General features: G+C 68.4%; 21 protein-coding genes. 15 read left to right on the top strand and 6 right to left on the bottom strand.

Features of this window, described 5'->3' with window-relative positions:
• Window positions 1–50: 50 nt before the first annotated feature.
• Together ACPXY0_RS08585 and ACPXY0_RS08580 are read left to right on the top strand one after the other, a co-directional pair.
• Window positions 51–2,573, top strand: coding sequence for a CehA/McbA family metallohydrolase (locus ACPXY0_RS08585; protein WP_423930269.1), 2,523 nt, complete (start codon window positions 51–53; stop codon window positions 2,571–2,573).
• Entirely contained in the window at window positions 2,570–3,061 is a 492-nt protein-coding gene (locus tag ACPXY0_RS08580; protein WP_423930267.1) for a DNA mismatch repair protein MutT, read from the top strand. The genes ACPXY0_RS08585 and ACPXY0_RS08580 overlap by 4 nt, the downstream gene beginning before the upstream one ends.
• A 10-nt stretch (window positions 3,062–3,071) precedes the next feature.
• On the opposite strand, the gene ACPXY0_RS08575 is transcribed toward ACPXY0_RS08580, so the two are convergent.
• Window positions 3,072–4,520, bottom strand: coding sequence for a sodium:solute symporter family transporter (locus ACPXY0_RS08575; protein WP_423930265.1), 1,449 nt, complete (start codon window positions 4,518–4,520; stop codon window positions 3,072–3,074).
• Window positions 4,521–4,705: 185 nt separating this feature from the next.
• Here ACPXY0_RS08575 and ACPXY0_RS08570 point away from each other — a divergent pair, with 185 nt between their 5' ends.
• The 3 genes from ACPXY0_RS08570 to ACPXY0_RS08560 all read left to right on the top strand — a co-directional run bounded on the left by ACPXY0_RS08570 (window position 4,706) and on the right by ACPXY0_RS08560 (window position 6,930).
• Window positions 4,706–5,173, top strand: a complete 468-nt coding sequence (locus ACPXY0_RS08570; RefSeq protein WP_423930263.1) for a hypothetical protein — start codon at window positions 4,706–4,708, stop codon at window positions 5,171–5,173.
• A 58-nt stretch (window positions 5,174–5,231) separates the two neighbouring features.
• Window positions 5,232–6,506, top strand: coding sequence for a pyridoxal phosphate-dependent decarboxylase family protein (locus ACPXY0_RS08565; RefSeq protein WP_423930261.1), 1,275 nt, complete (start codon window positions 5,232–5,234; stop codon window positions 6,504–6,506).
• A gap of 76 nt (window positions 6,507–6,582) precedes the next feature.
• Complete coding sequence (locus ACPXY0_RS08560; protein ID WP_423930259.1) at window positions 6,583–6,930, top strand: hypothetical protein; 348 nt, start codon at window positions 6,583–6,585, stop codon at window positions 6,928–6,930.
• Window positions 6,931–6,939: 9 nt separating this feature from the next.
• Here the strand turns inward: ACPXY0_RS08560 and ACPXY0_RS08555 are convergent, their stop codons facing one another.
• From ACPXY0_RS08555 to ACPXY0_RS08545, 3 genes are read right to left on the bottom strand one after another with little or no spacing between them, the layout of a single operon-like run.
• Window positions 6,940–7,833, bottom strand: coding sequence for a Kdo hydroxylase family protein (locus ACPXY0_RS08555; protein ID WP_423930630.1), 894 nt, complete (start codon window positions 7,831–7,833; stop codon window positions 6,940–6,942).
• Between the two features lie 14 nt (window positions 7,834–7,847).
• Window positions 7,848–8,294: a RidA family protein gene (locus ACPXY0_RS08550; protein WP_423930257.1), complete on the bottom strand. Its 447-nt coding sequence runs from the start codon at window positions 8,292–8,294 to the stop codon at window positions 7,848–7,850.
• Window positions 8,295–8,321: 27 nt separating this feature from the next.
• Window positions 8,322–10,442 (bottom strand): PQQ-dependent dehydrogenase, methanol/ethanol family, encoded by a 2,121-nt coding sequence (locus ACPXY0_RS08545; RefSeq protein ID WP_423930255.1) that lies wholly within the window; start codon window positions 10,440–10,442, stop codon window positions 8,322–8,324.
• A gap of 164 nt (window positions 10,443–10,606) precedes the next feature.
• Between ACPXY0_RS08545 and ACPXY0_RS08540 the strand changes: the two genes are divergently transcribed.
• Together ACPXY0_RS08540 and ACPXY0_RS08535 are read left to right on the top strand one after the other, a co-directional pair.
• Complete coding sequence (locus ACPXY0_RS08540) at window positions 10,607–10,861, top strand: type II toxin-antitoxin system Phd/YefM family antitoxin (protein WP_423930253.1); 255 nt, start codon at window positions 10,607–10,609, stop codon at window positions 10,859–10,861.
• Window positions 10,842–11,279, top strand: coding sequence for a type II toxin-antitoxin system VapC family toxin (locus ACPXY0_RS08535; protein WP_423930251.1), 438 nt, complete (start codon window positions 10,842–10,844; stop codon window positions 11,277–11,279). Before ACPXY0_RS08540 ends, ACPXY0_RS08535 begins: the two co-directional genes overlap by 20 nt.
• On the opposite strand, the gene ACPXY0_RS08530 is transcribed toward ACPXY0_RS08535, so the two are convergent.
• Window positions 11,276–12,706 carry an N-acyl-D-amino-acid deacylase family protein gene (locus ACPXY0_RS08530; RefSeq protein WP_423930249.1) on the bottom strand — a complete coding sequence of 477 codons (1,431 nt, stop codon included), beginning with the start codon at window positions 12,704–12,706 and terminating at the stop codon, window positions 11,276–11,278. The two genes, ACPXY0_RS08535 and ACPXY0_RS08530, sit on opposite strands and share 4 nt — an antisense overlap.
• Before the next feature lie 401 nt (window positions 12,707–13,107).
• Between ACPXY0_RS08530 and ACPXY0_RS08525 the strand changes: the two genes are divergently transcribed.
• From ACPXY0_RS08525 to ACPXY0_RS08505, 5 genes are all read left to right on the top strand, one after another.
• The gene (locus ACPXY0_RS08525; protein WP_423930247.1) at window positions 13,108–15,144 is read left to right on the top strand and encodes a S9 family peptidase; all 2,037 of its coding nucleotides are present in this window, start codon (window positions 13,108–13,110) and stop codon (window positions 15,142–15,144) included.
• Between the two features lie 25 nt (window positions 15,145–15,169).
• On the top strand, window positions 15,170–16,393 hold the full coding sequence (locus ACPXY0_RS08520; RefSeq protein WP_423930245.1) for a CaiB/BaiF CoA transferase family protein: 1,224 nt from the start codon (window positions 15,170–15,172) through the stop codon (window positions 16,391–16,393).
• Between the two features lie 68 nt (window positions 16,394–16,461).
• Entirely contained in the window at window positions 16,462–19,827 is a 3,366-nt protein-coding gene (locus ACPXY0_RS08515) for an amidohydrolase family protein (protein ID WP_423930243.1), read from the top strand.
• A 32-nt stretch (window positions 19,828–19,859) separates the two neighbouring features.
• A complete protein-coding gene (locus ACPXY0_RS08510; RefSeq protein WP_423930783.1) occupies window positions 19,860–20,681 on the top strand; it encodes a hypothetical protein in 822 nt (273 codons plus the stop codon).
• Window positions 20,611–21,042: a hypothetical protein gene (locus ACPXY0_RS08505; RefSeq protein WP_423930241.1), complete on the top strand. Its 432-nt coding sequence runs from the start codon at window positions 20,611–20,613 to the stop codon at window positions 21,040–21,042. Before ACPXY0_RS08510 ends, ACPXY0_RS08505 begins: the two co-directional genes overlap by 71 nt.
• Before the next feature lie 33 nt (window positions 21,043–21,075).
• Here ACPXY0_RS08505 and ACPXY0_RS08500 read toward each other — a convergent pair whose 3' ends face one another.
• Entirely contained in the window at window positions 21,076–22,476 is a 1,401-nt protein-coding gene (locus ACPXY0_RS08500; protein ID WP_423930239.1) for a M24 family metallopeptidase, read from the bottom strand.
• On the opposite strand from ACPXY0_RS08500, the gene ACPXY0_RS08495 reads away from it, so the two are divergent.
• From ACPXY0_RS08495 to ACPXY0_RS08485, 3 genes are all read left to right on the top strand, one after another.
• Complete coding sequence (locus ACPXY0_RS08495; RefSeq protein ID WP_423930237.1) at window positions 22,427–23,365, top strand: DUF433 domain-containing protein; 939 nt, start codon at window positions 22,427–22,429, stop codon at window positions 23,363–23,365. The two genes, ACPXY0_RS08500 and ACPXY0_RS08495, sit on opposite strands and share 50 nt — an antisense overlap.
• Window positions 23,362–23,745, top strand: a complete 384-nt coding sequence (locus ACPXY0_RS08490) for a hypothetical protein (RefSeq protein ID WP_423930235.1) — start codon at window positions 23,362–23,364, stop codon at window positions 23,743–23,745. Before ACPXY0_RS08495 ends, ACPXY0_RS08490 begins: the two co-directional genes overlap by 4 nt.
• Before the next feature lie 131 nt (window positions 23,746–23,876).
• A complete protein-coding gene (locus tag ACPXY0_RS08485) occupies window positions 23,877–25,292 on the top strand; it encodes an amidohydrolase family protein (protein ID WP_423930233.1) in 1,416 nt (471 codons plus the stop codon).
• Window positions 25,293–25,298 lie beyond the last annotated feature (6 nt).

Genomic DNA, 25,298 nt, shown 5'->3' with positions numbered 1-25,298 from the left:
TCGTGCCCCGCCCAGCTATCCCGGTATCTCAACTCGACAGGTGAACCGCCATGCGACCGCGTCCGGCCGTCATCCCTTCCTTCGCCCACGCCTCCGTCCGGGGCCTCTCGTTCCCTGGTCTCGCTGTCTGGGGCCTGGCTGCTCTCGGCCTGGGCTTCGCCCCGGTTTCCGCGGCCGGACAATGGACCCATCGATACCCCAAGGTCGCCGGGTACAACCACCACGTGTACCTCGAGGGATACGAGCTTCCCATGCTCACCAGCGGACCGATCGATCCCGCCCCGTCGCCGGACGGTGGGGAGGTGGCATTCGCGTCGAGAGGCTGGATCTGGGTCATGGATCTGTCGAGCGGGGTCGCGCGCCGTCTGACCCGGGGTGGCGAGATCGATGCACGCCCGGCATGGTCGCCCGATGGGCAGGTCATCGCGTTCGTTCGCGATGACACCCGCGACACGGAAATCGTGTGGGTCGCCGCGGCGACGGGGGCCGAGCTGGGCCGAGTCGACAGCCCCGGGATCGAACTCGACCCCGCGTTCTCCGCCGATGGCACGAAGCTGTTCTACTCGTCCGCCGAGGCTGAGGCCGGGACGCTGGATCTGTGGGCCGTAGACATCGCGAGCGGCGTGAGGCGGCCGGTCACCAACGCGCCCGGGATCGAACTCAAACCCCAGCCCGGCGAGAGCTCTCTCGTCTACCTCGCAAAGGGCGGTGGACGCGACCGCGTGGTCGTGCGCTCGGGCGGTTCCCCGGAGTCGCGCACACTCATCGAGGGCAACATCGCTTCAATGGCCCGGCCCGCCCTGAGTTCCGACGGGTCCACCGTCGCCGTCAACTGGCCGACCCAGGATGGCTGGGACATCCGCCTTCTGAACGTGGACGACCCCGGGCCCTCGATCCTCCTCGCGTCGGGCGGTCTGCCGCTGACCCCTGCCTGGGATCCGTCCGGCGAGTGGGTGTACTTCTCGGAGGCTGACGACCGGGAACGGCTGCGGCTCAAGCGCGTCCGCGCCGCCGGCGGACCGGTGCACGAGGTCGACGTGGTCGGCTGGGACTGGGGCGCGCCGACGGCCACCATCCGGATACGGACGATGCGGGAGGAAGGCGGTCCCCCGGTCCCGGCGCGGCTCGAGGTCGTGGACGGGTCCGGCCATCCCGCGGTCCCCGACGCGTCCGCGGCGCGCTTCGACGGCCAGAGCGGGCGCGTCTTCTTCTATTCGCCAGGCGTGATCGAAGTCACCGTTCCGGCCGGCGAGGTCACGGTCTCAGCAGTCCAGGGCCTCGCGACGCCGGAAGCGTCCGCGACCGTTCAGGCGGGGGCCGAGGCCGGGACCGCCGAGGTGGACGTCGTGCTGCCCTCCGTGTGGGACGCGCGCGCCGGAGGCTGGAGTTCGGGCGAGCACCACTTCCATCTCAACTACGGGGGCCTGTACGACCTCTCCCCGGGCGACCTGATGCCCATGATGCGCGGCGAGGCGCTCGACTTCGCCACCCCGCTCCTTGCGAACCTGCACAACCGGTTCGAGGATCAGGACCTCTGGGCCTGGAGCGAGCCCGGTGGTCCCCCGTTCGTCCGCTTCGGGCAGGAGGTCCGGTCCCATTTCCTCGGCCACCTCGGGCTGATCGGGATCGACGACCTGTTCTGGCCCTGGGTTTGGGGTCCCGGCTACCAGGTCTACGGGTCGGACGACCGGCGGAACGCGGACGCCCTCGGGCACGCGCGCGCGCAGGGAGGGCTGGCGTACTACGTGCATCCGGTCAGCTCGCGGGGCGCCGAGCGTACGACGCCGTGGGCCGAACTGCCAGTCGCCGAACTTCACGGGAGTGTCCCGGTCGAACTCGTCGCGGACGCGGTCCTGGGCGACCTCGACGCGCTCGAGATCGTCTGCCTGTGGAGCGACGAGATACTGACGTCCCAGATCTGGCACCTGCTGCTCAGCGCCGGGATCCCAGTGGTCCCGTCGGCGGGCACCGACGTGATGACCGATTTCTACCGGACGATGGCGGTCGGTACGGCGCGCGTGTACGCGCAGACCGGCGGGGCCCGGAACTGGCCCGCCTACATTGACGCGCTTCGGAACGGGCGGAGCTTCGTCACGAACGGCCCATTCCTGGATTTCCGTCTGGGTGGAGCCGGCCCCGGCGAAATCGTGTCCGCGCGAGAGGCCTCCTGGTCACTCTCCCTGGCCACGGCGACCGAAGTCGAGCGGGTCGAGATCCTCGTCAACGGGGAAGTGGTGTGGACGGAGGATGGACTCGGCGCACCCGGCACCCGTCGCTACGACGGGGACCTGATGCTGCCGGAGGGCGGCTGGGTCGCCGCGCGCGCCGTCGGCGGGGAAGCGCGCTGGCCGATGATGGCCAACTATCCGTTTGCCCACACGGCGCCGGTGTGGATCGGGAGCGTCGGCAGTTCCGATCCCTCGGCCAGGGCGGCGGCGGCGGCGGACCTCCTCGGCATTCTCGGCGCGGCGCGCGAGCGGCTGATCGCGGGCTACGGTGGTGCGGACATCCCCAACCTGCTCGACCGCTTTGACGCCGCGCGCGAGCGGCTGGAGGCGCTGGCCGCGCGATGACTCCGGACGACCGGGCCGGCCCCCGGCGCGCGCCGACCCGCCACGCCATCGCCCTGATCATCGAACAGCCCGGGCGGCCCGGGGCGCCGGAAGCCGCGGACGGGGGACCGCGCTGGCTCACCGTCCGGCGCCCCGACGACGATCCCGACCTGCCCGGCGTGTGGGGTCTCCCGGCCGGATCCCACGCCGAAGGGGAGACCGATGACGCCTTGGTCCGGCGCATCGGGCGCGACAAGCTGGGCGTGAAAACCGTCGACCTCGGCCCCCTGAGCGACGGCTTCGTCGACCGCGACGGCTACCGACTCTCGCTGCGGCTGCACGCGGCCCGCCTCGTGTCGGGCGAACCACATGTGCCCCAACCGGTCTCCGGCGTCACGCAGTATTCGGACTGGAACTGGCAAGCCCCGGCGGCGCTCCGGGACGGTGCGGAACGCGGATCCCTGTGCTGCCGTCTGGCCCTCGCCCTGCTCGCCGCCTCTGGAGAGTGAGGCGAGCTGGCTAGAGCTTGATGTCGAGGCGCTTCGCGGCTTCGAGGGGCGGGGCCGCGAGTCCGCAGCCCACATAGGCGGCCAGTGAGAGCGCCATCGCCGGGAACACCTCGTGCACGGCCTTGGAGAACGGCACCCAATCCCAGCACAGGAGCACGATGAATCCGGTGAGGAGCGAAGCGACCGCCCCCGCCCCCGTGCCGCGCCGCCACAGCAGCCCGAGCACCACCGCCGGGAAGAAGCACGCGGCATAGAGGCCGCCGGAGAACGCGGTCAGCGTCACGATGCTCCCCGGCGGGTTGAGCGCGAGCGCGGCCGTGATGATCGCGAACAGCGCGACCCAGAATCGCGTCTGGGCCACCGCGCGATGCTCTTCCACGTGCCGCACGGCCGAGATCACGTCCCGCTCCCAGGTCGAGGCCATGACGAGGAGCACGCTGTCCAGCGACGACATCGCGGCCGCGAGCATGGCCACGAGGATGAACGCGGCCGGGAGCGCCGGCAGGATCCCCGCCTCCCCGAGCAGCGTCGGCACGACGAGGTCCGACTCCGTCAGCCCGCTGCCGATCACGGCGTGCGCGTACAGCCCGATCGGAAGGAGCAGCGTGTACACGCCGAGGAAGGCGATCGTCGACACGATGAGGCCGTGTCGCACCGCCGCCGGGTCCGCGAGCGCGTAGAACCTGGACAGCTGTCTCGGATCGACGATGAACTTCAGCGTCCCCGCCACGACGATCCCGATGAGGACGGGGAAGGGCATCGCCGCGTCCCAGCGGAAGAGCCCTCCGGTGGCCGGTGCCGCGCGGATCGCGTCGATGGCTCCCAGCCCCCCGGCGCCGCGGAGCGTGCCCCAGAAGAGAAGCACGGCCGCGATCGACATCACGACCCCCTGCACGGCGTCCGTCTTCACGACCGAGATGAACCCGCCCACCGCCGTATAGAAGACGACGACGAGGAAGACGAACCCGATCGCGGCGGCGTAGGGGATGTCGAGGAAGATCTCGAGCAGGGTCCCGATCCCCTTGAAGACGGCGATCATGTAGAGGAAGCTGGCGAAGATCACGATGACCGCGGCCAGGAGCCGCGCCGTCCCGCTCTCGAAGCGAAAGCCCACGTAGTCCGCGAGCGTCACCGAGTCCACCGCCCCCGTGAACGCGCGCAGCCGCGGCGCGATCCACACCCACGCGGAGAGCGAGAAAATCACCACGGCGGGCGCGACCAGCAGCCACGCCGCCCCGTACGTGTACGCCTGCCCGGAGAAACCGATGAAGCTGTTCGTGCTCGAGTAGGTCGCGAAGAAGGAGAGACCGAGCACCACCCCTCCCATCGACCGACCGCCCACGTAGTAGTCCGCCCGTCCCTTCGTCCCGCGCCGGCCCTCGAGGGCGTGACGCACGAGGACCGCCCCGTACACGGCGAGAAGGGCTACGGCGATCCAGTGTGTCTGCAACCAGGCCATGGGCACTCAGATCCCTGGTACAGGGTATTGGGGACGGGTCTCGGGACTCGCGACCCGGTATCTGACCCGATACCGGGCCACCTGACAAGTGTGCGCCGAAGATGCCACCGTCGGTCGGTTGCTCCGCCGGCCCGCCCGATACGATCTTGTTCAGGACGTCTTCCGGTATCACACGGAGGTGAGGAATGCAGTGGAGTCGATTGAATTCCCCTCTGGCCACGAACGTTCTGGCCGCGGTCGTCGCCTGGGTTGCGGGCATGGTCGCGATGTTACTTCTGGGAGGGGGCCTGATTGTCCTCGCCGGGCTGCTCGGATTCGAGAGGATGTCGGGGTTGGTAGTGGTGATCGCCCTGGTCGCTTCCCTGGCGATCCTCTTCGGCGGCGGTTTCGTCTGCTCCCGGCTCGCGGCAAGTCGCGCCGGCGTATGGATCCTGATCGCGCTCCTCATCCTTCCGGGATTGTTTCCGGGCCGCGGGGGAAGTCCCTTCGGGCTGAGTTTCGGAGGCGGGGACTCGGTGATGACCGGATGGGGGGGGCTCCTGATCGGGTTGGTCACGCTCCCCCTGGCCATCCTGTTCGCCTGGTTGCTGACGGTCCTTCCGGTGCTGGCCGGGGCCAACTATGAGGAGAGGCGCCGAACGGCGGCCCGGTAGCTACACCCACAACAACGCAAGACAAGGGGCAGTCGACGTGGCACAGGCAACGAGTGGGGTGAGTCGCGAGGTCCGGACGCGGAAGCAACTCCCCGAGAAGGGGATCGACTGGGAGACGCTCAGGGCCGAACTGGTCCGTCGCAAGCGCGCCGACTACGACTGGAGGAACGGGCGCGTCCCGTACCTGGTCTACTTCGTCGACGAAGCCGTGAAGCGCGTGCAGGACGAGTCGCATGCGATGTTTTCGGTCGAGAACGCGCTCTCCGCCCACAGCTCGTACCCCAGCCTCGGCGTGATGGAAGATGAGATCGTCCAGATGGGCCTCGAGCTGTTCAACGCGCCCGAGGGTGCCGGCGGGCAGTTCACCTCCGGTGGCACCGAGAGCATCTTCCAGGCCGTGAAAGTCGCGCGCGACATGAAGCGCGAGGCCCGGCCGGACCTGAGGCGGTTGAATATCGTCGCGGCCTACAGTCGCCATCCCTCGGTGGACAAGGCGGCGGCGATCCTCGACCTCGATATGAAATACGTGGATTGTCGCGCGGACTATCGCGCGGATGTGGACGCCATTCGTGAGGCGATTGACGAGGCGTCCATATTCATATATGCCGGCGCCCCCACCATTTACTACGGACTCATGGACCCGATCCGGGAACTGGGTGAACTGGCCCTGGAAACGGGCGTCCGTCTGCACTCGGATGCCTGCTACGGCGGCTTCATCTCGCCCTTCGCGCGCGACATCGGCTATCTGGTCCCCGAGTTCGATCTCTCCGTGCCCGGCGTGTCCAGCCTGTCCGCGGACCTTCACAAGTTCGGCTTCGCGCAGAAGGGCGCCTCGCTCGTCCTGTTCGCCGATGGGAACGACCTGGAGTACGCGAGATACGTGGTCCACGACCTTCCCGGAGGTTCCTACGCGTCCCCGACGGCTCAGGGCTCCCGCTCGGGGGGTGCCGTGGCCTGCGCGTGGACGATGCTCCAGCACCTCGGCCGGGAAGGATACCGCGAAGTCGTCCGCGGAATCATGCAGACGACCGAAGCGACGATCGAAGGCGTGCGGGCGATCGACGGCCTGTACGTGTTCGAGCCGGTGGGCGACACGAACCTCTTCCGGTACGACGTGGAACCGGGCGAACCGTTCAACATCTTCGCGGTCGCGAGGCTCATGAACGAGCGCGGCTGGATGATGGGCCAACACCGGGAGCCGCCCGCCATCCACCAGCCCATCACGCTGGTGCACACGCCGGTGCTCGACGACTACCTCTCCGATCTCGCCGAATGCGTCGCGATCGCCCGACGCGACCAACTCCAGGACTCCTTCCCCGACGGCACCTACTGAATCGTTGAGGCGTCGTTGACGCCCGACGGGTAACTCAACGATAGGTTAGGTTGAGTGCGCTGAGAGAGGAAACGAGATGACGCCTGAAATGTGGACGATCATCGGGGTGGGGATCGCGCTGGCCGCCGCGCTCCTGCCGGGACAGCGCGCGATGCGCAAGGATCTGGCGGCGCTCACCGGAGACGTTAGCGACCTCCGGGGCGAGTTCGCCGAATTCCGGGAGCGCATGGCCCGCGAGATGGGCGACCTGCGGGCGCAGGTGGCGCGGGAGATCGGCGAACTTCGAGAGCAAATGGCGCGGGAGATGGGCGAACTTCGCGAGCATATGGCGCGGGAGATGGGTGCGCTGCGGGAGCGCTTGACGCGTCAGGAAGGGTTGTTCGAGGGTTTTTCTCGCCGAAGGAAGAACCCCAAGACCATCTGAATCCGGGTCTTAGCCTGGGGACCCGCGCAGGATGTTGATCGGGGCGAGGTCCGGGCGTCTGCAGGCGGCGAGCCGGACGATGAAGGTGTCGACCAGGGCGTGCTGGCCGGATACGCTCGCATGGCTCACCATGTCGGTGAGCACCATCCAGGCGGAGAAGGGCGGGAAACGGATCTCCTGCCACGTCTCGTCCCGCTCCTGGAAGGATGGCGTGTCCTTCATGTAGTTGTGGAAGCGCCGCATGAGGCGGTCGTACGGACTCGAGTCCGCCAGCACGGCCTCCGCGAGTCCGGCCTTGGCGATCCCTCGAAGCAGGCGTCCCCGAAGACGGTCGAGCGTCCCGCGCTCCAACGAGCCGCCGCCCGCCACCCCCGCCTCGGCCCCGCAGCGCGCGAACACGTCGGAGAAGGTTCCCCTGGTACTCCACACGCGCTCTTCGTCCGGGTTCACGTTGACGAAGAAACGGAGGATCCGATCCCCGTCCGTCGCCCCGTAGGCGCCGGCGTCGAAGTGGATCCGTTCGTTGCTCGCGTGCGCGGAGAGACTGCGGCCCCGTTCCTGGATCGGGCGGAAGCTGGTCGTCCCCACCGTCCATCCGCGCGTGAGCGTGGGCAGGGTTTCCCTCAGGAAGGCGCGGACGCGGGCCCCGTGCGCGGTGAGCGTGGCAAGAACTGCGTCCCGTAGCCCTCCCGGGCCCTTCACCCCGCGGAGGCGCCCGCTTTCCGGGTGGTAGCTGACGTTCTTCGCGCGCAGTTGACGCGGCAGTTCTTCGCGAAGCCGCTCCAGGGCGCGATCCGGCGCAAGGTCTACCGGACAGGCGGGGAAGAAGACGATCTCCCCGCGCTCCAGCGCATCGGCGAGATCGGGCCGGGGCCCCGCACCGGGGCCCGCTTCGGTGACCAGATCCCGCCTCCGGCTCAGTTGCGGGAGCCGATCGCCATGACCTCGAACCGCGCCCCGAACAGGAGCGGGCCCGAGCCGAGGAAGGCGCGCGCCGGGAAGTTCTCCGTGAAGTACGTCCGGTAAACCTTGTTGAACACGTCGTAGAGGTCCACGTCGGAGCAGAATACCTGCACCGAGACGAGGTCGTCCATCGTGATCCCGGCCTCCTCGACCGTGTTCTTGATGGATTCCATCACGACCTTGGCCTCCTCCTCGGCGTCGTTGGGCGGACGCCCGTCGACGAGCCCGATCGATCCCGAAACGAACAGCAGATCCCCTACCCAGACGGCGCCGCTGAAGGGGAGGACGCCCTCCTCGCTCGCGTGTCGCGGGTTGATGTAACGGCGCTGGGCCGACAGATCAGGGGCCATGGCGATGAGCCCTCCGGCTGCAAGCAGTGAGACCAGGATGAAGCGCTTCATGTGATGGTTCCTCTCGCTTTCTGAAGTTCACTCTCCGCCGCCCGACGCCTCCGCCTCGGCTGCGAGCGACTCCCGCGCCTGCGAGACGATATAGGCCTGGATCAGCCGCAACTGGTCGGAGTCGAGCAGGCCCTCGTAGGACGGCATCCCCTGCGGCTCCCGGCTCCCGCCGAGGACGATGTCCTCGAAGTTCCGGTGCACGATGTTTGTCGCGCGCTGCAGGTTCGGCATCGAACCCTCCGAGCCGCCGCCCGCCCCGTGACAGTGGCGGCAATACTGCACGTACAATTCGCCCCCGCGCTCGAGCGACGCCGCGTCCGCGGGCAGGTCGACGTCCGGCACGCTCACGGGGCGCTTCCGCCGAGGCAACGGCATGGGCTCGGTTCCGCCGAGCACGAAGGTGAAGATCCGCCCCTGCTGCTCGTAGTTCACCGCCTCGCCGTAGGGGGCGCCGCTGCGACCCCGTGATCCACCCCAGCCGGCCGTCACACTCACGTGCTGCCGTCCGTCCACGAGATAGGTCACCGGCCCCCCAAGGATGCCGAGGTTGGTCGAGACCTCCCACAGCTGATCCCCGATCTCGGCGTCGTAGGCGACGAAGCGGCCGTCCCCGCCGCCCTGGAACACCAGCCCGGCCGTCGTCGTCATGGTGCCGCCGTTCCAGTAGCCGAGGAGGGGCACGGTCCAGCGCGCCTCCTGTGCCTTCGGGTCCCAGGCGACGAGGAAGCCGGCGTCGTCCCGGGCCCCGTAGCGGCTCACATGGCCGAGGTTGTTCACCGCCTGCCCGTAGCGGTGGTCCTCGATCTCGAGGTCGGTGTACACCCAGTCCGGCTGCTCGCTGCGCTCGACCCAACCCTCCTGGATCGGCAGATACAGGAGCCCCGTCTCGGGGTTGAAGGACTGAGGCTGCCAGTTGTGGCCCCCGAGTGCGGCGGGCGTGATGAGGGTCCACACCTCGGCGTGCACGGCTTCCGGCCGATCCGTCGGCCGGCCCGTCTCGAGGTCGAGTCCCTCGGCCCAGTTCTGGACGATGTATTCCTGGCCCGAGAGGAACTCGCCGGTCTCCGCATCGAGCACGTAGAAGAACCCGTTCTTCGGCGCCTGCATGATTACGCGGCGCATGCGTCCGTCGAACTCCAGATCCGCGAGCGTCAGCGGCTGGACGGCCGTGTAGTCCCAGTGATCGCCGGGCGTCGTCTGGAAGTGCCACACGTACTCGCCCGTCTGCGGGCGGAGCGCGAGGATCGAAGCGAGGAAGAGGTTGTCGCCGCCTCCGGGGCTCCGGAGGTGCCGAGACCAGGGGGAACCGTTCCCGGTCCCGACGAAGAGGAGGTCGAGATCCGGGTCGTAGATGATCGAATCCCACGCCGTCCCGCCGCCGCCCGCAACCCACCACTCGCCGCTCCAGGTCTCGGCCGCCATCTCCATGGCCTCCGACTCGAACCCATCCGCGGGATTGCCCGGCACCGTGTAGGTGCGCCACACGAGTTCGCCGTCATCCGCGTCGTAGGCCGACACGTAGCCGCGTACGCCGTATTCGGCCCCGCCGTTTCCGATGATCGCGAGACCCTGCACGACGCGCACCGCGCCCGTGATCGTATAGGCCTCGTTGGGGTCGATCGTGAGCGCCTCCCAGACGAGCTCTCCGCTCTCCGCGTCGAGGGCGATGAGGCGCCCGTCGATCGTGCCGACGATCACCTTGCCCTCGTACAGCGCGACGCCGCGGTTCACCACGTCGCAGCAGGCGAGCCGGCCGCGGATGCGCGGAACCCCCGGGTCGTGGCGCCACAGCCGCTCGCCCGTCCGCGCGTCGATCGCGTGGACCACGCTCCACGGCGAGCTGATGTACATGACGCCGCCCACGACGAGGGGCGTGGCCTCGACCCCGCCGCGCAGTTCGATGTCGTACGTCCACGCCAGACCGAGTTGGTCGATGTTGTCGCGCGTGACCTCGTCCAGCGTACTGAAGCGGTCCTCCGCGTAGTTGCCGCCGTAGGTCAGCCAGTTGGCGTCAGGCCCGGCGGCCTCGAGCACCGCGTCGGTCACGTCCCTGGCGCTCTGGACGCTTGCCGGCTCGCGCGGCGGCGCGTCCGCGGTGCAGGCGGCGGCGGGCACGAGGAGGAGAAGGGCGTGGATTCGCGTGCGCATGGGCTCTCCCGATCTGACAGTTGTCGGTCGTCGTCCGGCCCGAACAATAGCCGGGAAACCCGCCCATGCGACACGGGGCCGCCGGTGCCACGACTGCTTGGCATGTGAGCCGCTCTTGGGTTATCTTGAGTTTACCTTGAGATTCTTCGAGAGGAGAACGACAGGTGTCTACCATGATCAACGTGAAGACGCTCAGACATGAGATGGGACGAATCATCGAGCGCGTGAGGAAAGGCGAGGATTTCACGGTCCTCTACCGGAGCCGTCCCGCGTTCCGGATCGTGCCTGTGGGAGCCGGACTCGATCTTCGTCCGGCCGAAGCGGATTCGCTCTACGGAGCCGGGGCCGTGGGGAAATCGACCGACGGACTCACCGCGGCGGAGCACGACCGGATTCTCTATGGCGAATCCGGTTCCTGATCCGGCAATCTTCGTCGATACGGCGGGCTGGATGGCCATGGCCGACGAGGGAGACGCCATGCACGAAGCCGGTCGGCGCGAGCGCGACGCCTGCCTGCGCGCCGGGGGCGTCCTCGTTTCGACCGACTACGTGATCGACGAGACGCTGACGCTGATCCGCGCGCGGTTGGGGCTGGGCGCGGCCGCGGCATGGTGGGCGCAGATCGACGCGAGCGCACGGATCCGATGGGAATGGATCGATCCCTTGCGCGCCGAAAAAGCGCGTAGCTGGTTCTTCCGATGGAGTGACAAGAACTTCTCCTTCACGGACTGCACCAGCTTCGTCGTCATGACGGAACTCGCTCTCACCAGAGCGCTGACCACGGACCGTCACTTCTCGCAGGCCGGGTTCGAGACGGTGCCCGGTCTTACCAGTTAGTTCTCGGAACTCCCGGGCCGCAGGACGACCACGCCGGGAAGCGCGTCCGTGAACTCGCCGCCGTCCACCGTGAGCACGCCGTTCACCATCACGTAGTCGATCTCCTCGCTGAACAGGTCCGGCTCCAGCACCGTGGCCCGGTCGCGGAGGCGCTCGAGGTCGAACACGACGAGATCCGCCTTGTATCCCTCGCGCAGGAACCCCCGGTCGTCCAGACCGATGATGCGCGCCGGGAGTCCGGTCATGGAGCGCACGGCGAAGGGCAGGGAAATCGCCTTCAGGTCCTTCACATAGCGGGCGATCTTGCGCGTGAAGGCGCCGAAGTGGCGCGGGTGCGCCCCCGGCCGCGAGGCGAACTGCGGCACGCCCTCGACCCCGCTCACGGCGGCGTCCGAAGCCGTGGCCGTGTAGTCCTGCCGGTAATAGTTGACGATGTCCACGTCGTGGATCCCGTAGCCGCGGGTCCAGGCGCCACCCAGCACGTCCGGGTACCCGTGCAGCGCCAGGTGGACGACGACCTCCTCGTACGTGACCCCCATCTCGCTGCCCAGCTCCTGCAGCGTCCGGCCCACGAAGGTCGAATCCGGATACCCCACCACGACCACCCGGTCCGCCCCTCCGTTGTGGTCGACGATCCACGCGATGTCCCGGGCGATGATGCCCCGGAGTTCGGGGTCGGCCCAGCGGCGTTCGAGGTTGGCGCGGGCGTCGTCGAACAGCTCCTCGCTATTGTAGACGGGGCTGTCCCGGCCCCCGCTCGTGTCCACGGTGTCGTGCACCAGACTCCAGCGCGGGATCATGGGACGCGGACCTCCGCCGAACGTCTCGTAGGGATAGACGTCGAGATACACCTCGAGCCCCTCCGCGCGCGCCCCGTTCACGACCAGCGTGTCGAGCCCGGAGCGTCCGAAGCTGGACCGGCCCCGGGCCTTGTGGTGGCTCCAGACGACGCGGATTCCGGGCTGACGGGCGATGTTCACCGTCTCCTCGAGCCCCTGGGCGCCGTCCACCGGCCAGCCATCCGCGTTGCTCGGGAGCTGCCACAGCGGCATCTCGGCCTCGCTGCGCTGGTGGGCGATGTAGAAGCCGTCGTACGGCGCCACCGCGCCGGCGAGGGCGATGACCTCCTCCGGCGTGCTGAAGCGGGCGGGGCGGTACTCGACGCCGGCCCCGAGCCCCCAGGCCCCAGCCTCCATCCCCTCGCGCACGAGTTCCTGCATGCGCGCGATCTCCGCCTCCGTGGCGGGCCGCTCGTAGTCGGCGCCCATCACCTCGGTGCGCACCGTGCTGTGCCCGACCATGGGGACGAAGTTCATCGCGTGGCCCAGTTCCCGGAGAGACGCGATCTCGTCGCCGAGCGGCCAGGCTGACGTGCGTCCGTCCGCGCCGCCGAGGACCGTCGATGCGCCGGGCCGTCGCGTCCCCAAGGTTCCCGATCCGCTCGATGCGGTCCCCGACGATGCCGCTGTCCGCCGCGAACCAGGGGTTCCCCGTCCCGTCGATCACCCGCCCGTGGCGGATCAGGAGGTCGTACTCCTGCGCGGCGAGCCCGGGGGAAGCGGCCGCCGGGCCGAGGACGGCGAGCGTCAGGAGGACGAGGATCGCCCCTGGCGAAAGGGACGGGTACCGTGCCGGAAACCGAGTCATGTCATTCTCCCGGGGACGGGCTCTGGAACCGAGGCTTTTCGTTCACGGAAAGCTGCGCTGGACGCGCAGAATAACGCGGTGGTTGCCCGCCGGTCGAATCCGGAGGATGTTTCCGGGCCTGTTCCCATTCTATGCCCATTCGTCGCCCATTCACGGTCGCGAGCCATGCGGGGAGCTGAAGATGGATGAGAGAAGCTGGATGAAGAGGATCGCCCTGGCGTTGTTCGCCGCCGCGGGCGCCCTGGTCGCCGAGTCGGCGGTCGCGCAACAGCACTTCCAGCCCATGGACGTGTTCGAACTCGAGTATGCGGCGGACCCCCGGATCTCCCCGGACGGTGGGCAGGTCGTGTACGTCCGGACCTCGATGGACATCATGCGGGACGGGAAGAAGTCCGAGCTGTGGGTCGTGAACGCCGACGGATCGAATCACCGGCGGATCGGGACGGGCACGTCCCCTCGGTGGTCGCCCGACGGGACGCGGATCGCCTACACGGCGGACGGCCAGATCCGCGTCCGCTGGATGGATACCGGCGAGGAGGCCACGCTCACGCAGCTCATCGAGTCGCCCCGCGGCCTCCGCTGGTCGCCGGACGGGCGCTATCTCGCCTTCAACAAGCTGGTTCCGTACCCGGCGCCGAGCCTCGCCCCGCCTCCGCAGCCGCCGGCCGGCGCGGAGTGGGCCGAGCCCCCCATCATGGAGGACCGCTTCAAGAACCGGCAGGACGGCGTCGGCTATCTGGACTTCGGGTACGACCACATCTTCATCGTCCCGGTCGAGGGCGGGACGTCCACGCAGGTCACGTCGGGCGACTTCCAGCATCAGAGCCCCGCCGCGTGGACTCCGGACAGGAGGAGCCTCGTCTTCTCTTCGAACCGGAACGAGAACTGGGTCCACGACTACCGCAATTCGGAACTCTACATCATCTCGATCGCGGACGGGCAGGTACGACAGCTCACGGACCGTCCCGGACCCGACCAGAGTCCGGCCGTCTCCCCCGACGGCCGACTGATCGCCTTCGTCGGCTACGAGGACCGCACGCGCACCTACCAGGTGAGCCAGCTCCAGGTCATGAACCTGGACGGAAGCGGGAAAAGGGTCCTCACGGGCACCCTCGACCGCGGCGTCGCCAGCCCCGTGTGGGCCTCCGACGGGAGCGGCGTCTACTTCCAGTACGATGACGAGGGGAACTCGAAGGTCGCCTTCGTCACGCTCGACGGCGAACTCGAGGTGCTGGCGGAGGATCTGGGGGGCACGTCCTACGGGCGTCCCTACGGGGGCGGGTCGTTCAGCGTCGCCCGCGACGGGAGCTTCGCCCTCAACCAGACGCGGCCCGAGTTCCCGGGGGATGTCGCTGTGGGCGCAAGAGGTCGCGGCGTGCGCCGCATCACCTCGCTCAATGACGATCTGCTCGCCAACCGCACCCTGGGTGAAGTCGAGGAGATCTGGTGGGCGTCCTCCTTCGACGGTCGTCCCATCCAGGGGTGGATCGTCAAGCCGCCCGACTTCGATCCCGGGCGTCGCTATCCCCTCATCCTCGAGATCCACGGCGGGCCGGTCTCGAACTACGGAGACCGTTTCTCGGCGGAGATGCAGCTTCTCGCCGCGGCCGGGTACGTCGTCCTCTATCCGAACCCGCGGGGAAGCACGAGCTACGGGGAGGAGTTCGCGGATCTCCTCTATCACAACTATCCGGGCCAGGACTACGACGACCTCATTTCGGGGGTCGACGCCGTGATCGAGCGGGGGTACATCGACGAGGACAACCTGTTCGTCACCGGGGGGAGCGCCGGCGGGATCATGACCGCCTGGATCGTCGGCAAGACGGACCGCTTCCGAGCCGCGGTGGCGCAGAAACCCGTCGTCAACTGGATCAGCAAGACGCTCACGGCCGACAACTGGTACGGCTACTACTTCAGTCGATATGAAGGGCTGTCGTGGGAGAACCCGGAGGCGTACTGGGAGTTCTCGCCCCTGTCGCTGGTGGGAAACGTGAACACGCCGACGCTCATCATCACGGGCGAGGAGGACCTGCGGACGCCGCTGTCGGAGTCGTACCAGATGTTCCACGCGCTCAAGCTGCGCGGCATCGACACGGCCGTGATCCGGCTCCCCGGCGCCTCGCACGACATGAGCCGCCGCCCGAGCCAGCTGATGGCGAAGATCGCGAACATCGTGGCGTGGTTCGACAAATACCGGACGACCCCAACCACAAGCTGAGTCCCTCGAATCCGGAGACCACACCATGAGCGACTCCGGCCGTGCGCTGGCGGGAGTGCGCGTCCTCGCGCTCGAGCAATACATGTCGGCCCCCTACTGCTCGCTGCTCCTCGCGGACGCGGGCGCCGAGGTCATCAAGATCGAGCGGCCGGGTGCCGGCGACCCCCGCCGGGCCATCCCCCCCTTCGTGGAGCGGAACGGCGTCCGCATGGGCGTCGGGTTCATGGCCTATAACCGGAACAAGAAATCCCTCGCCCTCAATCTGAAGAGCGACGAGGGGCGCGATCTCTACCGGGCGCTCGTGGCGAAGTCCGATGTTGTGGTGGAGAACCTGCGGCCGGGGTCGGTGGACCGCATGGGGCTCGGCTACGAGGCGCTGTCGAAGGCGAATCCGGGGCTCATCTACGCGGCGGTGTCCGGCTTCGGGCGATTGCCCGGGCGCGAGGGGCCATACGGCGATTGGCCATCGTTCGACGTCGTGGCGGAGGCGATGGGCGGGGTCATGCACATGATCGGCTTCGCCGACAAGCCGCCGTCCCCCTCGATCTACGGGATGCCGGACCTCTACGCCGGGATGGCCGCGGCGCACGGCGTCTCGATGGCGCTCTACAGGCGCAGCGTGACGGGGAGGGGCCAGTTCGTGGACTCCGCCATGTATGACGGGGTGCTGTCGCTGAACGAACGCATGATCTCGCTGGCCGCCAACACGGGAGCGCGGCCGGCGCGCGGTGACGCTCCGGGTTTCTACCCGCGCGGCCTCCTGTCGGTGAGCGACGGCTACGTCGCCTTCACGATCCCCGACGACATCATGTGGCGTCGGTTCTGCCGCATGCTGGACCGCCCCGACCTGCTGGACGACCCCCGCTGCGATTCCCCTGCGGCCCGCACCGAGAACCGCGCGTTCCTCGACGAGGTCGTCGGGCCCGTGTTCGCGGACCTCACCCGGGATGAGGTCGTGCAAAGGCTCCTCGCAGTGGGCGTCCCCGCGGGGCCGGTGCAGACCTCCGACGACCTCCTCGTCTGCCCGCAACTGGAGGCGCGCGGCGTGAGGGTCTCGGTCGAATACGAAGGACTGGGCGAACTCCAGTTCGTCCGCACGCCGCTCCTCACCTCCGACGCCCCCGATGTGCCGGTGAACCCCGCGCCCGCGCTGGGCGGGGACACGCGACACATCCTCACCGATGTGCTCGAACTCTCCGAGGCGGAGGTCTCCCGCCTCGCGGCGGCGGCCGTGATCGGTACGGATTAGGGACAGGAAAAGTACAGATTCGGGACGTTCCCGCGGGAACGTCTTCTTCCACAGCCGGGAGGACTTCGATGCGCGGTCACCGAATGACCCTCATCTCGTTGGCCACCATCTGCGGGTTCGGGGCGGCTCCGGGCGCGGCGGCCCAGGAGGCGCCTGCCGACGGCGGTGGGCTCGCGACGGAGGGGCTGCCGCTCGAGCCCACGCGGGAGATCCGCTTCCGGACGGACCGCGGTTCGTGGATGTCGGTCGACGTGAGCCCGGACGGCGCCACCCTCGTCTTCGACCTCCTCGGCGATCTCTACACGCTGCCTATCGAGGGGGGCACGGCCACGCCGCTGCTGACCGGGCCCGCCTTCGAGAGCCAGCCGCGCTTCAGCCCCGACGGGTCGGAGATCGTGTTCGTGTCCGACCGGAGCGGGGGACAGAACCTCTGGGTCCTCAGCCTCGACGGGACCGACACGACGCAGGTCACGCGCGGCAACGACAACCTCTACACGTCGCCCGAGTGGTCGCCCGACGGCGACTATCTCGTGGCGTCGCGCACCTACAGCCCGCTCGGCGGGGCGGCGAAGCCCTGGCTCTTCCACCGCGACGGCGGAAGCGGCATCGCCCTCATCGACGAACCCGACAACCTGAAGGCGATCGGGGCCGCCTTCGATCCCTCCGGCCGCTACATCTACCTCGCGCAGGGGACCGGCGACTGGACGTACGACGCGGCGTTCCCGAAGTACCAACTTACCCGGTACGACCGCGAAACGGGTCGCCGCGCGACGCTGACGAGCCGCTACGGGTCCGGCTTGCGGCCTGCGGTCTCTCCCGATGGCGGGACGCTGGCATACGGGACGCGCCACGAGGATGCGACGGGCCTCCGCGCCCGCGACCTCGCGACGGGCGAGGAGCGCTGGCTCGCCTACCCCGTGCAGCGCGACGACATGGAGAGCCGCGCCACGCTCGACCTTCTTCCGGGCTACGCCTTCACGCCCGATGGTGAGGCCGTCATCCTCTCGCACGGCGGCCGGCTGTGGCGGGTTCCGCTGGCTGGAATGCAAGAAACGGACGGCGGCGAGGCGGCCGAGATTCCGTTCGCGGTCGACGTGACGCTCCATGTCGGCCCGCGCCTCGACTTCGACTATCCGGTCGAAGACACGCCGACCTTCCAGGTGCGCCAGATCCGTGACATCGCCCTCTCCCCCGACGGGAGTCAGGTCGCCTTCACGGCGCTGGGGCGCCTCTACGTGATGGACGCGGACGGCGGGGTTCCGAGGCGGGTCGGCGAGGAGATCGAAGGCGGGCTCGCGGAGCCCTCCTGGTCGCCGGATGGGGAGACGTTGGCGGTCGTGAGCTGGGACGAGCCGGAGGGGGGCTACCTGTGGTCCGTGTCGCCGGATGAGGGCGCGACGCGGCGGGTGTCCGATCTCCCGCGCTTCATGCGGTCTCCCGCCTGGTCGCCGGACGGGGGCCGCATCGTGCTGCTCCAGGCGCCGGTGCGGGCGCGGCTGACGGGCGGGGCGGGGAGCCGGACCGATATCGCGTGGTACGACGCGGAGGGTAGCGCTGCCACGGTGGTGGCCGAGGCGATGGGACGCTCCGGGCCGCATTTCCGGCGCGATGAGGCGGATCGGATCTACCTGCACGCGGGTTCCCGCGGGCTCATCTCCGTCCGCTGGGACGGCACGGACGAGAGGGAGCACCTCAAAGTCACCGGTTTCTCGGCCACGCGCGGCGGCTCGCCCGCTAACGCCTCGTCCATCGAAGTCTCCCCGACCGGTGACCGCGCGCTCGCCAGGGTTGGCAACGACCTCTACGTGGTGACCGTGCCGCAGGTGGGCGCCGAGGCTCCGACGATCTCGGTGCAGGACCCGGACGGGGCGGCCGTTCCCGTCACGCGCGTGACGGAGTTCGGCGGGGAGTTCCCCTCGTGGAGCGCCGGCGGCGGGACGGTGGTGTGGGCGCTGGGGAACGCGTACTTCCGCTACGATCTGGCCCGGGCGCGCGCGGTCAACGACAGCCTGGCGGCGCTGGAGGCGGAAGAGGACCCAGCGGGCGCGGAGGCCGCGGCCGACACGGCAGGTGCCGCCGCGACGGAGCGGGACGAGGCGCGCTACCGCCCCGTGGAGGTGCGCGTCGAGTTGCCTGTGGATCGCGATCTGCCCGAGGGCAGGCTTCTGCTCAGCGGCGCCCGGGTCATCACCATGCGGGGCGACGAAGTGATCGAGCGCGGCGACGTGCTCATCGACGGAAACCGCATCGCCGCCGTGGGGCCTTCCGGCACCCTCGCCGTCCCCGACGACGCCGAGATCCGGGACGTGAGCGGCATGACGATCATGCCCGGTTTCGTGGATACCCACGCGCATCTGCGCCCACCGGCCGGCATCCACACCACGCAGCCGTGGGGCTACCTCGCGAACCTCGCGTTCGGCGTAACGACGACGCGCGACCCCCAGACCGGCGTGTCCGACGTCCTCACCTACGCCGACCGCGTGCGTGCCGGCGACATCCTCGGCCCCCGCATCTATTCCACCGGCCCCGGCGTGTTCGGCAACTATCAGCCCGGCGAGCCGATCTGCGACCTCGACCACGCGCGGGACATCCTCACCCGCTACTCGGACTACTACGGAACGCAGACGTTCAAGATGTATCTCGCCGGCAATCGCCAGCAGCGGCAGTGGCTGGTCATGGCCGCCCGCGAGCTGGAACTCATGCCGACGACCGAGGCCGGCCTCGACCTCCAACTCGACCTCACGCACGCGATGGACGGCTACCCCGGCATCGAGCACAATCTTCCCGTCTATCCGCTGCACGGGGACGTCGTCCGACTGTTCTCGGAGACCAAAGTCGTGAACACGCCCACGCTCGTCGTCTCGTTCGGCGGACCGATGGGCGAGATCTACTGGTTCACCCGCGAGAACGTCCACGACCACCCCCGCCTGGCCCGCTTCACGCCGCACGAAACGCTGGACGCCCGCACGCGCCGCCGCGCCGGAGCCTCGGGCGCCGTGGGCTGGGCCGTCCCGGAGGAGTTCGTGTTCGAGGAGAACGCCGCCTTCCTGGCTGAGGTCGTCGCCGAAGGCGGGTTCGCGGGCGTCGGCAGCCACGGCCAGCTACAGGGCCTCGCGTACCACTGGGAGTTGTGGATGGTCGCCTCCGGCGGCATGTCCAACCACGACGCCCTCAAGGCCGCCACCATCTTCGGGGCGAACGGCATCGGCCTCGAGCGCGAACTCGGCTCCATCGAACCCGGCAAACTCGCCGACCTGCTCGTCCTGTCGGAGAACCCGCTCGAGGACCTGCGCAACTCTCTTGCGATCGAGCGCGTCATGATCAACGGACGCCTGTTCGAAGCCGGGACGCTCAACGAGGTCTGGCCCCGCCAGCGTCCTCTGGGCTACCGAGGCTTCGTCGCCGACGAACCCGTCGCAGGGAGCCGTGATTGAACATTGATCGACGGGCTACCTCTCGACTTGCCGTGCGATGCGCGACCTGGGGCTGCTGCGTTTCCGCACTCGCCTGCGGCGGGGCGGACGTCGATCCCTCGCTCGTCACGCAGCGGGACAGCGCCGGGGTCCAGATCGTGGAGGCGTTCCGCCCCGCGTGGGGCGATTCGAGCCGCGGGACCGTCGACCCTGAGCCCATCCTGGACCTGACGCGGTCCGGCACCGGAGAGTCCCACGAGTTCTTCAGGGTCGGCGCGATGACCCGCCTCTCCGACGGACGCGTGGTCGTCTCGGGTCAGCAGGAGATCCGCCTCTATGCCGCAGCAGGCGAATTCCTCGGGTCCTTCGGACGGGAGTGGGAAGGGCCTGGCGAGTTCCGACAGATCCGGGGCATGGAACGAGTCTCCGGCGATACCCTCCTCCTGCTCGATTATGATGAGCGCGTCACGGTGGTGACGCCTGACCTGACCCTTTCCCGCACGTTCAGCCTGCCGTTGTTCACGGATGCGATCTACGACCTCGGCGGCGGCACGCTCCTGGTGGAACTCGGTTACGGCAGCATGAGGACGTACGAGGGCACCGGCGGGCTACGCCGGGAGCCGTGGTCGCTGTGGCGATTTGACCTGCACGGCACCCGGATCGACAGCATCGGCGAGTCGGCGGGTTTCGAGGAGCTGATGATCACACGGGGCGAGAGCCTGCTCAGTACGCTCCCCTTCTTCGCTCGCGTCAGCCAGGTCGCCACCCGCGGAGGCACGATTCTTGCGTGGTTCGGCCGATGCCATGGAGGTCGAGGAACTCGCGGCAACCGGCGAACTGATCCGCATCATCAGACTGCCCGACTATCCGCTTGAACTGACGCCGGATGAGATCGACGCCGCCCGGGAGTCGCTCGGCGAGAACCCCGGATCCGTTGCGATACAGATGTTCGAGGCGATGTCGGGGATGCGGCCCGCCTACGCGGACATCATGGTCGACCCATCGGGAGCCATCTGGCTGGAGCGGTACCGGGGCCGCCACGAACGGGAGTCGCCGCAGAGCTGGCTGGTCCTCGACCACGATGGCGCATGGCTCGGCCAGCTCGTGATGCCCGCCGGATTCAACCTCCACGAAGTCCAAATGGACGCACTCCTCGGAGTCCGGATCGACGCACTCGACGTCGAACACCCCCAGGTCCTCCGCCTCCGCCGGAACCGAGCCCCCGCGGCGGGCTGACCTCCGGGCCGAGTCGGCCGCCGAAGCTGACGGCTACCGGATCAGGTGCAGTTCCGTCTGCCGTCTGAGCATCCAGCGGATCTCGCCATCGAGCGTGACCTCGGCTTCTTCCTCTTGGGCCATCCGCACCGGCTGCCCGTCCCACTCGGGGACCGGGGTCGTGACCTGGAGTTCGGTCGAGAACCACATCCCGGGGATCACTGGAGGATCGCCGCGGCCGGGGACGCCGGTCTGGTAATCCCACAGGCCGATGAGCGGACCCGCGCCGTGCCCGTGGTCCCCGATCGGGTGCGTGTACATCGTCCCGTTGAGCCCCTCCGCCCGCATCTTCTCCAGCACCGAGGCCAGGATCTCGTTTCCGGTGCGGCCGACCTTCGTCTCCTCCAGGAGGATGTCCTGGAGGCGGTTCGAATTTGCGAGCGCGCGCCTCAAGCCCTCGGGCGCTTCCGTCTCGCCTTCGCGGAGGACGTAGGCCATGTGCTGGGTGTCGGTCGCGAGTCCGAACGCGACGAGTCCAAAGTCGCAGTGGAGCACGTCCCCCCGCTCAATTACCGGCGCCGTCACGCCGCCCATGTCGACCCCCCGCCGCTGCACGGACACCGAGGGCTGGAACCAGGAGTCGAGCCCCAGGTCGTGGACCCGCTGGCGCATCCACCACACCACATCGGCGGTCGTGGTCTGGCCTGGGACGATGACGACCTCCGAGAACGCCGTGCCGATGATCTCGTGCACCACCGCCTGCATCCGGCGGTAGACCGGGGTCATGGCTGGCACCCGCATGGCCAGATAGTCGATCGCGAGCAGCGGTTCACGCACCACGCGGCCGGCGAGATCCGGCCCGAGCGCCGCCTCCATCTGCTCCCATTCCCCCGCCGAGAGTCCGTCGGCGAAGTTGTGATCGTGCGAGATGTTGACTGCGATCCGCCGCGGGCCGCGCTCGCGCACCATGTCGGCGAAGAGGTTCCACTGGTCCTCGCCCCACAGCTCCGCCGCTCGCCCGTCGGGGGCGGTTGCCGTAGCGCGCACCGCCTCGTACACCCCTCCCTGCGACGAGCCCCCGAGAGCCAGGCGCTCGACACCGTGTTCCGGCCCCCGGTCGTGGAAGATGTAGATCGTCCGACGCCGCGCCGCGAAGGTCGTGGGGGAGACGAGGGCGGGGAAGACGGGATCCTCGTTGTACTCCCGCATGGCCAGGACCCACATGTCCACGCCGTGCTTGCGCATCAGCATGGGCAGGTTCTTATCGAGCCTCTCCGCCAGCCACGCCTGCTGCGTCCGGGCCTGCTCCCGAAGCGCGCCGAACGGCCGCTCCGGCCGGTAGTCGCGCGCCTGAGCCTCCAGCCGCGCCCCGTGGAAGGGGCCCGCCACGGCCATCGACAGCGCTATGGCCGCAAGAACTCGGCCTGCGCGCGGGGTCTGTGCGATCTTCGTCATCTCGTGCCTCTCACTTCTTTGTAGACGGACGGCGACAATCCGACCAAGGTGGCCGGTTGGTAGTTCGCGGCATAGGGTCGCAGATGCATACGCGTGTTGTTCCCCGGATGAGGGCCCGGCGGTAGCTTGGCGTGCGTCGGAACTTCGAGAGCCAGAGAGGTGCATCGCCCCTGTTCGAACGGTGTTCCCAGTCCCCATGAACGGCTTGCCTGCCGACGATCTGAGGGATCGTCCGTCCTACCCGGCGGCCGAGGCCGGACGTCTGGTAGGCTTGAATCCGGCCCGCGTGCGCCGGTGGTTGAGAGGTTACGACTACAGGCATGCCGGCGCGGTTCGGCACCAGGCGCCTGTCGTCAGGCGGCAGGGTGCCCGAAGAACGTCATACGCTTCGTTTCTCGATCTTGTGGATCTGTTGTTCGTGAAGCGTTTTCTCGATCACGGCGTTTCCCTTCAGAGGGTCCGGGCGGCGTTGCGAGAAGCCTTCGAGATAACCGGGACGACACGCGCGTTGCGAGAGACCTTCTTCACCGATGGAAGCGACATCTACGTCAAGGTGCGGCACGCGGGCGACGCGATCCTCGAACTCCTCTCCGGTGGACAATGGACCATCGCGCCCGTCATACAACAGCTCTCCGCCCAAATCGAATTCGATTCCCCCGGAGGGTTGGCCCGTCGCTGGTATCCTCTCGGCCGAGGAGGGCATGTCGTACTCGACCCCCTCGTGTGCTTCGGCCGTCCCGTGGTTGTCGGCAGGGGGGTTGCAACGGCGAACGTCTACGATCTCTTTCGCGCCGAGCACGAGCGCGTTGAGGCCGTCCGCGCCTGGTGGGATCTGACGGACAGCGAGGTGGAGGCGGCGGTGAAGTTCGAGCGACAACTGGCGGCATGACCTTCTTCGTGGACAACAATCTCAGCACTGCGCTGGCCGCGGGCATGAAGGGATTCGGCGAAGACGTGGTGCATCTTCAGGATCGTTTCCCCGAGGACGCTGCCGACTCCGACTGGTTGGCTCACATCGGCTCGGAGGGTTGGTTCCTGATCACCCGCGACGAACGGATCCGGTATCGTCCAAGCGAATGGAAGGCGTTGAAGGAGCACCAGGTCGGGGCGTTTTTTCTGGGCGGCAAGAACCGGAGTCGCTGCGATCTGATCCAGCAGCTTGTACGGAACTGGCCGCGGATGAAGGAGTTCGCCGCGAAAACCCGGCGCCCCTTCGCATTCAGGGTCCCGCCATCCGGGACCAAGTACACGCCACTCCCATTGGACTGATCGCTGCACGTCTGTTGCGCTCCAACTTCGGCGTCGGCGGCATTGAGAAAGAGCGAAGGATGATACAGGCACGGAAGCATCGGTCGGTGCGGCCCAGTCAATGGATGCCTCCGGAGAGCGGCCTCCGAGTCGTGGGACCACTTGTCCTGGCGGCGGCCTTCGTGGTTTCGGAGGCCGCCGTGGCTCCGGGAGTGGCGGCCCAGACCTTGGCCGTCACAGGGGCGACCATCATCGATCCCCTCGCCGACGCGCCGCTCGCGGACGGGGTCGTCGTGATAGAGGACGGGCGGATCACGGCGGTGGGGGCGGCCGGGGCCATAGATGTTCCCGCGGGAACGGAAATCATCGATGCTCGGGGCAAGTACGTCATTCCCGGGCTGATGGACGCCAACCTTCATCTCTACCTGAACCTCGACCTGGAGACCCTCATCAAATACGAGGGTCGGTACCACGAGATCGTGCTGGAGGCGGCGCAACTCACGCTCAAGACCGGGCAGACGACCGTCTTCGACACGTGGGGACCGCTGGGCGCGCTGGCCCGGGCCCGCGACATCATCAATGCGGGCGAGGCGCCTGGGAGCCGCATCTACTTCGCCGGCAACATCATCGGCTTCGACGGGCCCCTCTCGAGGGACTTCCGCGCCGAGGCGGCCGCGCACGTGAGCAAGGCGCTCGTGAACCGCACCAACGAAGCGTGGGAGCAGGGGACCGGCCGCGACCTCATGTGGATGACGCCGGATTCCGTGCGCGCCGCGATCCGCGAATACACGGGCACGGGCGTCGATTTCCTCAAGTACGGGTCGAGCAGCCACGTCGAGATGTACTTCATCTCCTTCTCGGAACGCGTCCAGCGCGTGATCGTGGAGGAGGGGCATCGGGCGGGCATGACGGTCCAGACCCACACGACCTCGGTCGAGAGCCTCGACATGGCGATCGAGGCGGGCGTCGACATCATCACGCACGGCGACATCTCGGGCCCCGTCGTCCCCATCCCGATGGAGACGGTGCGGAAGCTGGTGGAGCGGGATATCGCGGTCTCGGTGCTGCCGATCACGCAGCGACGGCTCGAGGCGCTGCAGAAGCACAACCCCGACGGGGTCCTGACGCCCTACCTGGTCGTCGCCCGCGAGAACCTTTCGAGGATGATCGAGGCCGGCGTCTCCATGCTCCTCTCGACGGATGCCGGCATCAAGCACCCGGTCCTGCTGGCGGAATCGCCCACGATTGCCTCGGACACCGTGGACCAGCGGGTGAAGCTGGGCGAAGGCCACTTCAACGCGATGTCCGCGCTGGAAGAACTCGGGATGGCGCCCATGGAGATCCTCAGATCGATGACGAGCAACATCGCGCGCGCCTACGAGATGGAGGAAGAGATCGGCTCGTTGCAGCCCGGGATGATCGCGGACCTCGTGATCCTGAACGAGAACCCGCTGGAGGCGGCGCGCAACTACCGCTCCATCCACGCCGTGATCAAGGACGGCCGCCGCGTCGACCTCGACGCTCTGCCGGTCGCCCCAATTATCAGCGTCCTGAAACCGAACCCCTGAGCCGAG

The organism is Candidatus Palauibacter sp., from assembly GCF_965237495.1.
Lineage (GTDB): Bacteria > Gemmatimonadota > Gemmatimonadetes > Palauibacterales > Palauibacteraceae > Palauibacter.
This window is presented reverse-complemented; position numbering and strand designations above follow the sequence as displayed.

Bases quoted from the DNA above. Each gene is read 5' to 3' on its own strand.
- ACPXY0_RS08560 (WP_423930259.1), top strand. From the start codon at position 6,583: ATGACGCCTGAAATGTGGACGATCATCGGGGTGGGGATCGCGCTGGCC.
- ACPXY0_RS08545 (WP_423930255.1), bottom strand. From the start codon at position 10,442: ATGCGCACGCGAATCCACGCCCTTCTCCTCCTCGTGCCCGCCGCCGCC.
- ACPXY0_RS08495 (WP_423930237.1), top strand. From the start codon at position 22,427: ATGGCCGCAAGAACTCGGCCTGCGCGCGGGGTCTGTGCGATCTTCGTC.
- ACPXY0_RS08520 (WP_423930245.1), top strand. From the start codon at position 15,170: ATGAGCGACTCCGGCCGTGCGCTGGCGGGAGTGCGCGTCCTCGCGCTC.
- ACPXY0_RS08575 (WP_423930265.1), bottom strand. From the start codon at position 4,520: ATGGCCTGGTTGCAGACACACTGGATCGCCGTAGCCCTTCTCGCCGTG.
- ACPXY0_RS08570 (WP_423930263.1), top strand. From the start codon at position 4,706: ATGCAGTGGAGTCGATTGAATTCCCCTCTGGCCACGAACGTTCTGGCC.
- ACPXY0_RS08535 (WP_423930251.1), top strand. From the start codon at position 10,842: ATGGCGAATCCGGTTCCTGATCCGGCAATCTTCGTCGATACGGCGGGC.
- ACPXY0_RS08500 (WP_423930239.1), bottom strand. From the start codon at position 22,476: ATGACGAAGATCGCACAGACCCCGCGCGCAGGCCGAGTTCTTGCGGCC.
- ACPXY0_RS08580 (WP_423930267.1), top strand. From the start codon at position 2,570: ATGACTCCGGACGACCGGGCCGGCCCCCGGCGCGCGCCGACCCGCCAC.
- ACPXY0_RS08525 (WP_423930247.1), top strand. From the start codon at position 13,108: ATGGATGAGAGAAGCTGGATGAAGAGGATCGCCCTGGCGTTGTTCGCC.
- ACPXY0_RS08505 (WP_423930241.1), top strand. From the start codon at position 20,611: ATGGAGGTCGAGGAACTCGCGGCAACCGGCGAACTGATCCGCATCATC.
- ACPXY0_RS08585 (WP_423930269.1), top strand. From the start codon at position 51: ATGCGACCGCGTCCGGCCGTCATCCCTTCCTTCGCCCACGCCTCCGTC.
- ACPXY0_RS08515 (WP_423930243.1), top strand. From the start codon at position 16,462: ATGCGCGGTCACCGAATGACCCTCATCTCGTTGGCCACCATCTGCGGG.
- ACPXY0_RS08490 (WP_423930235.1), top strand. From the start codon at position 23,362: ATGACCTTCTTCGTGGACAACAATCTCAGCACTGCGCTGGCCGCGGGC.
- ACPXY0_RS08550 (WP_423930257.1), bottom strand. From the start codon at position 8,294: ATGAAGCGCTTCATCCTGGTCTCACTGCTTGCAGCCGGAGGGCTCATC.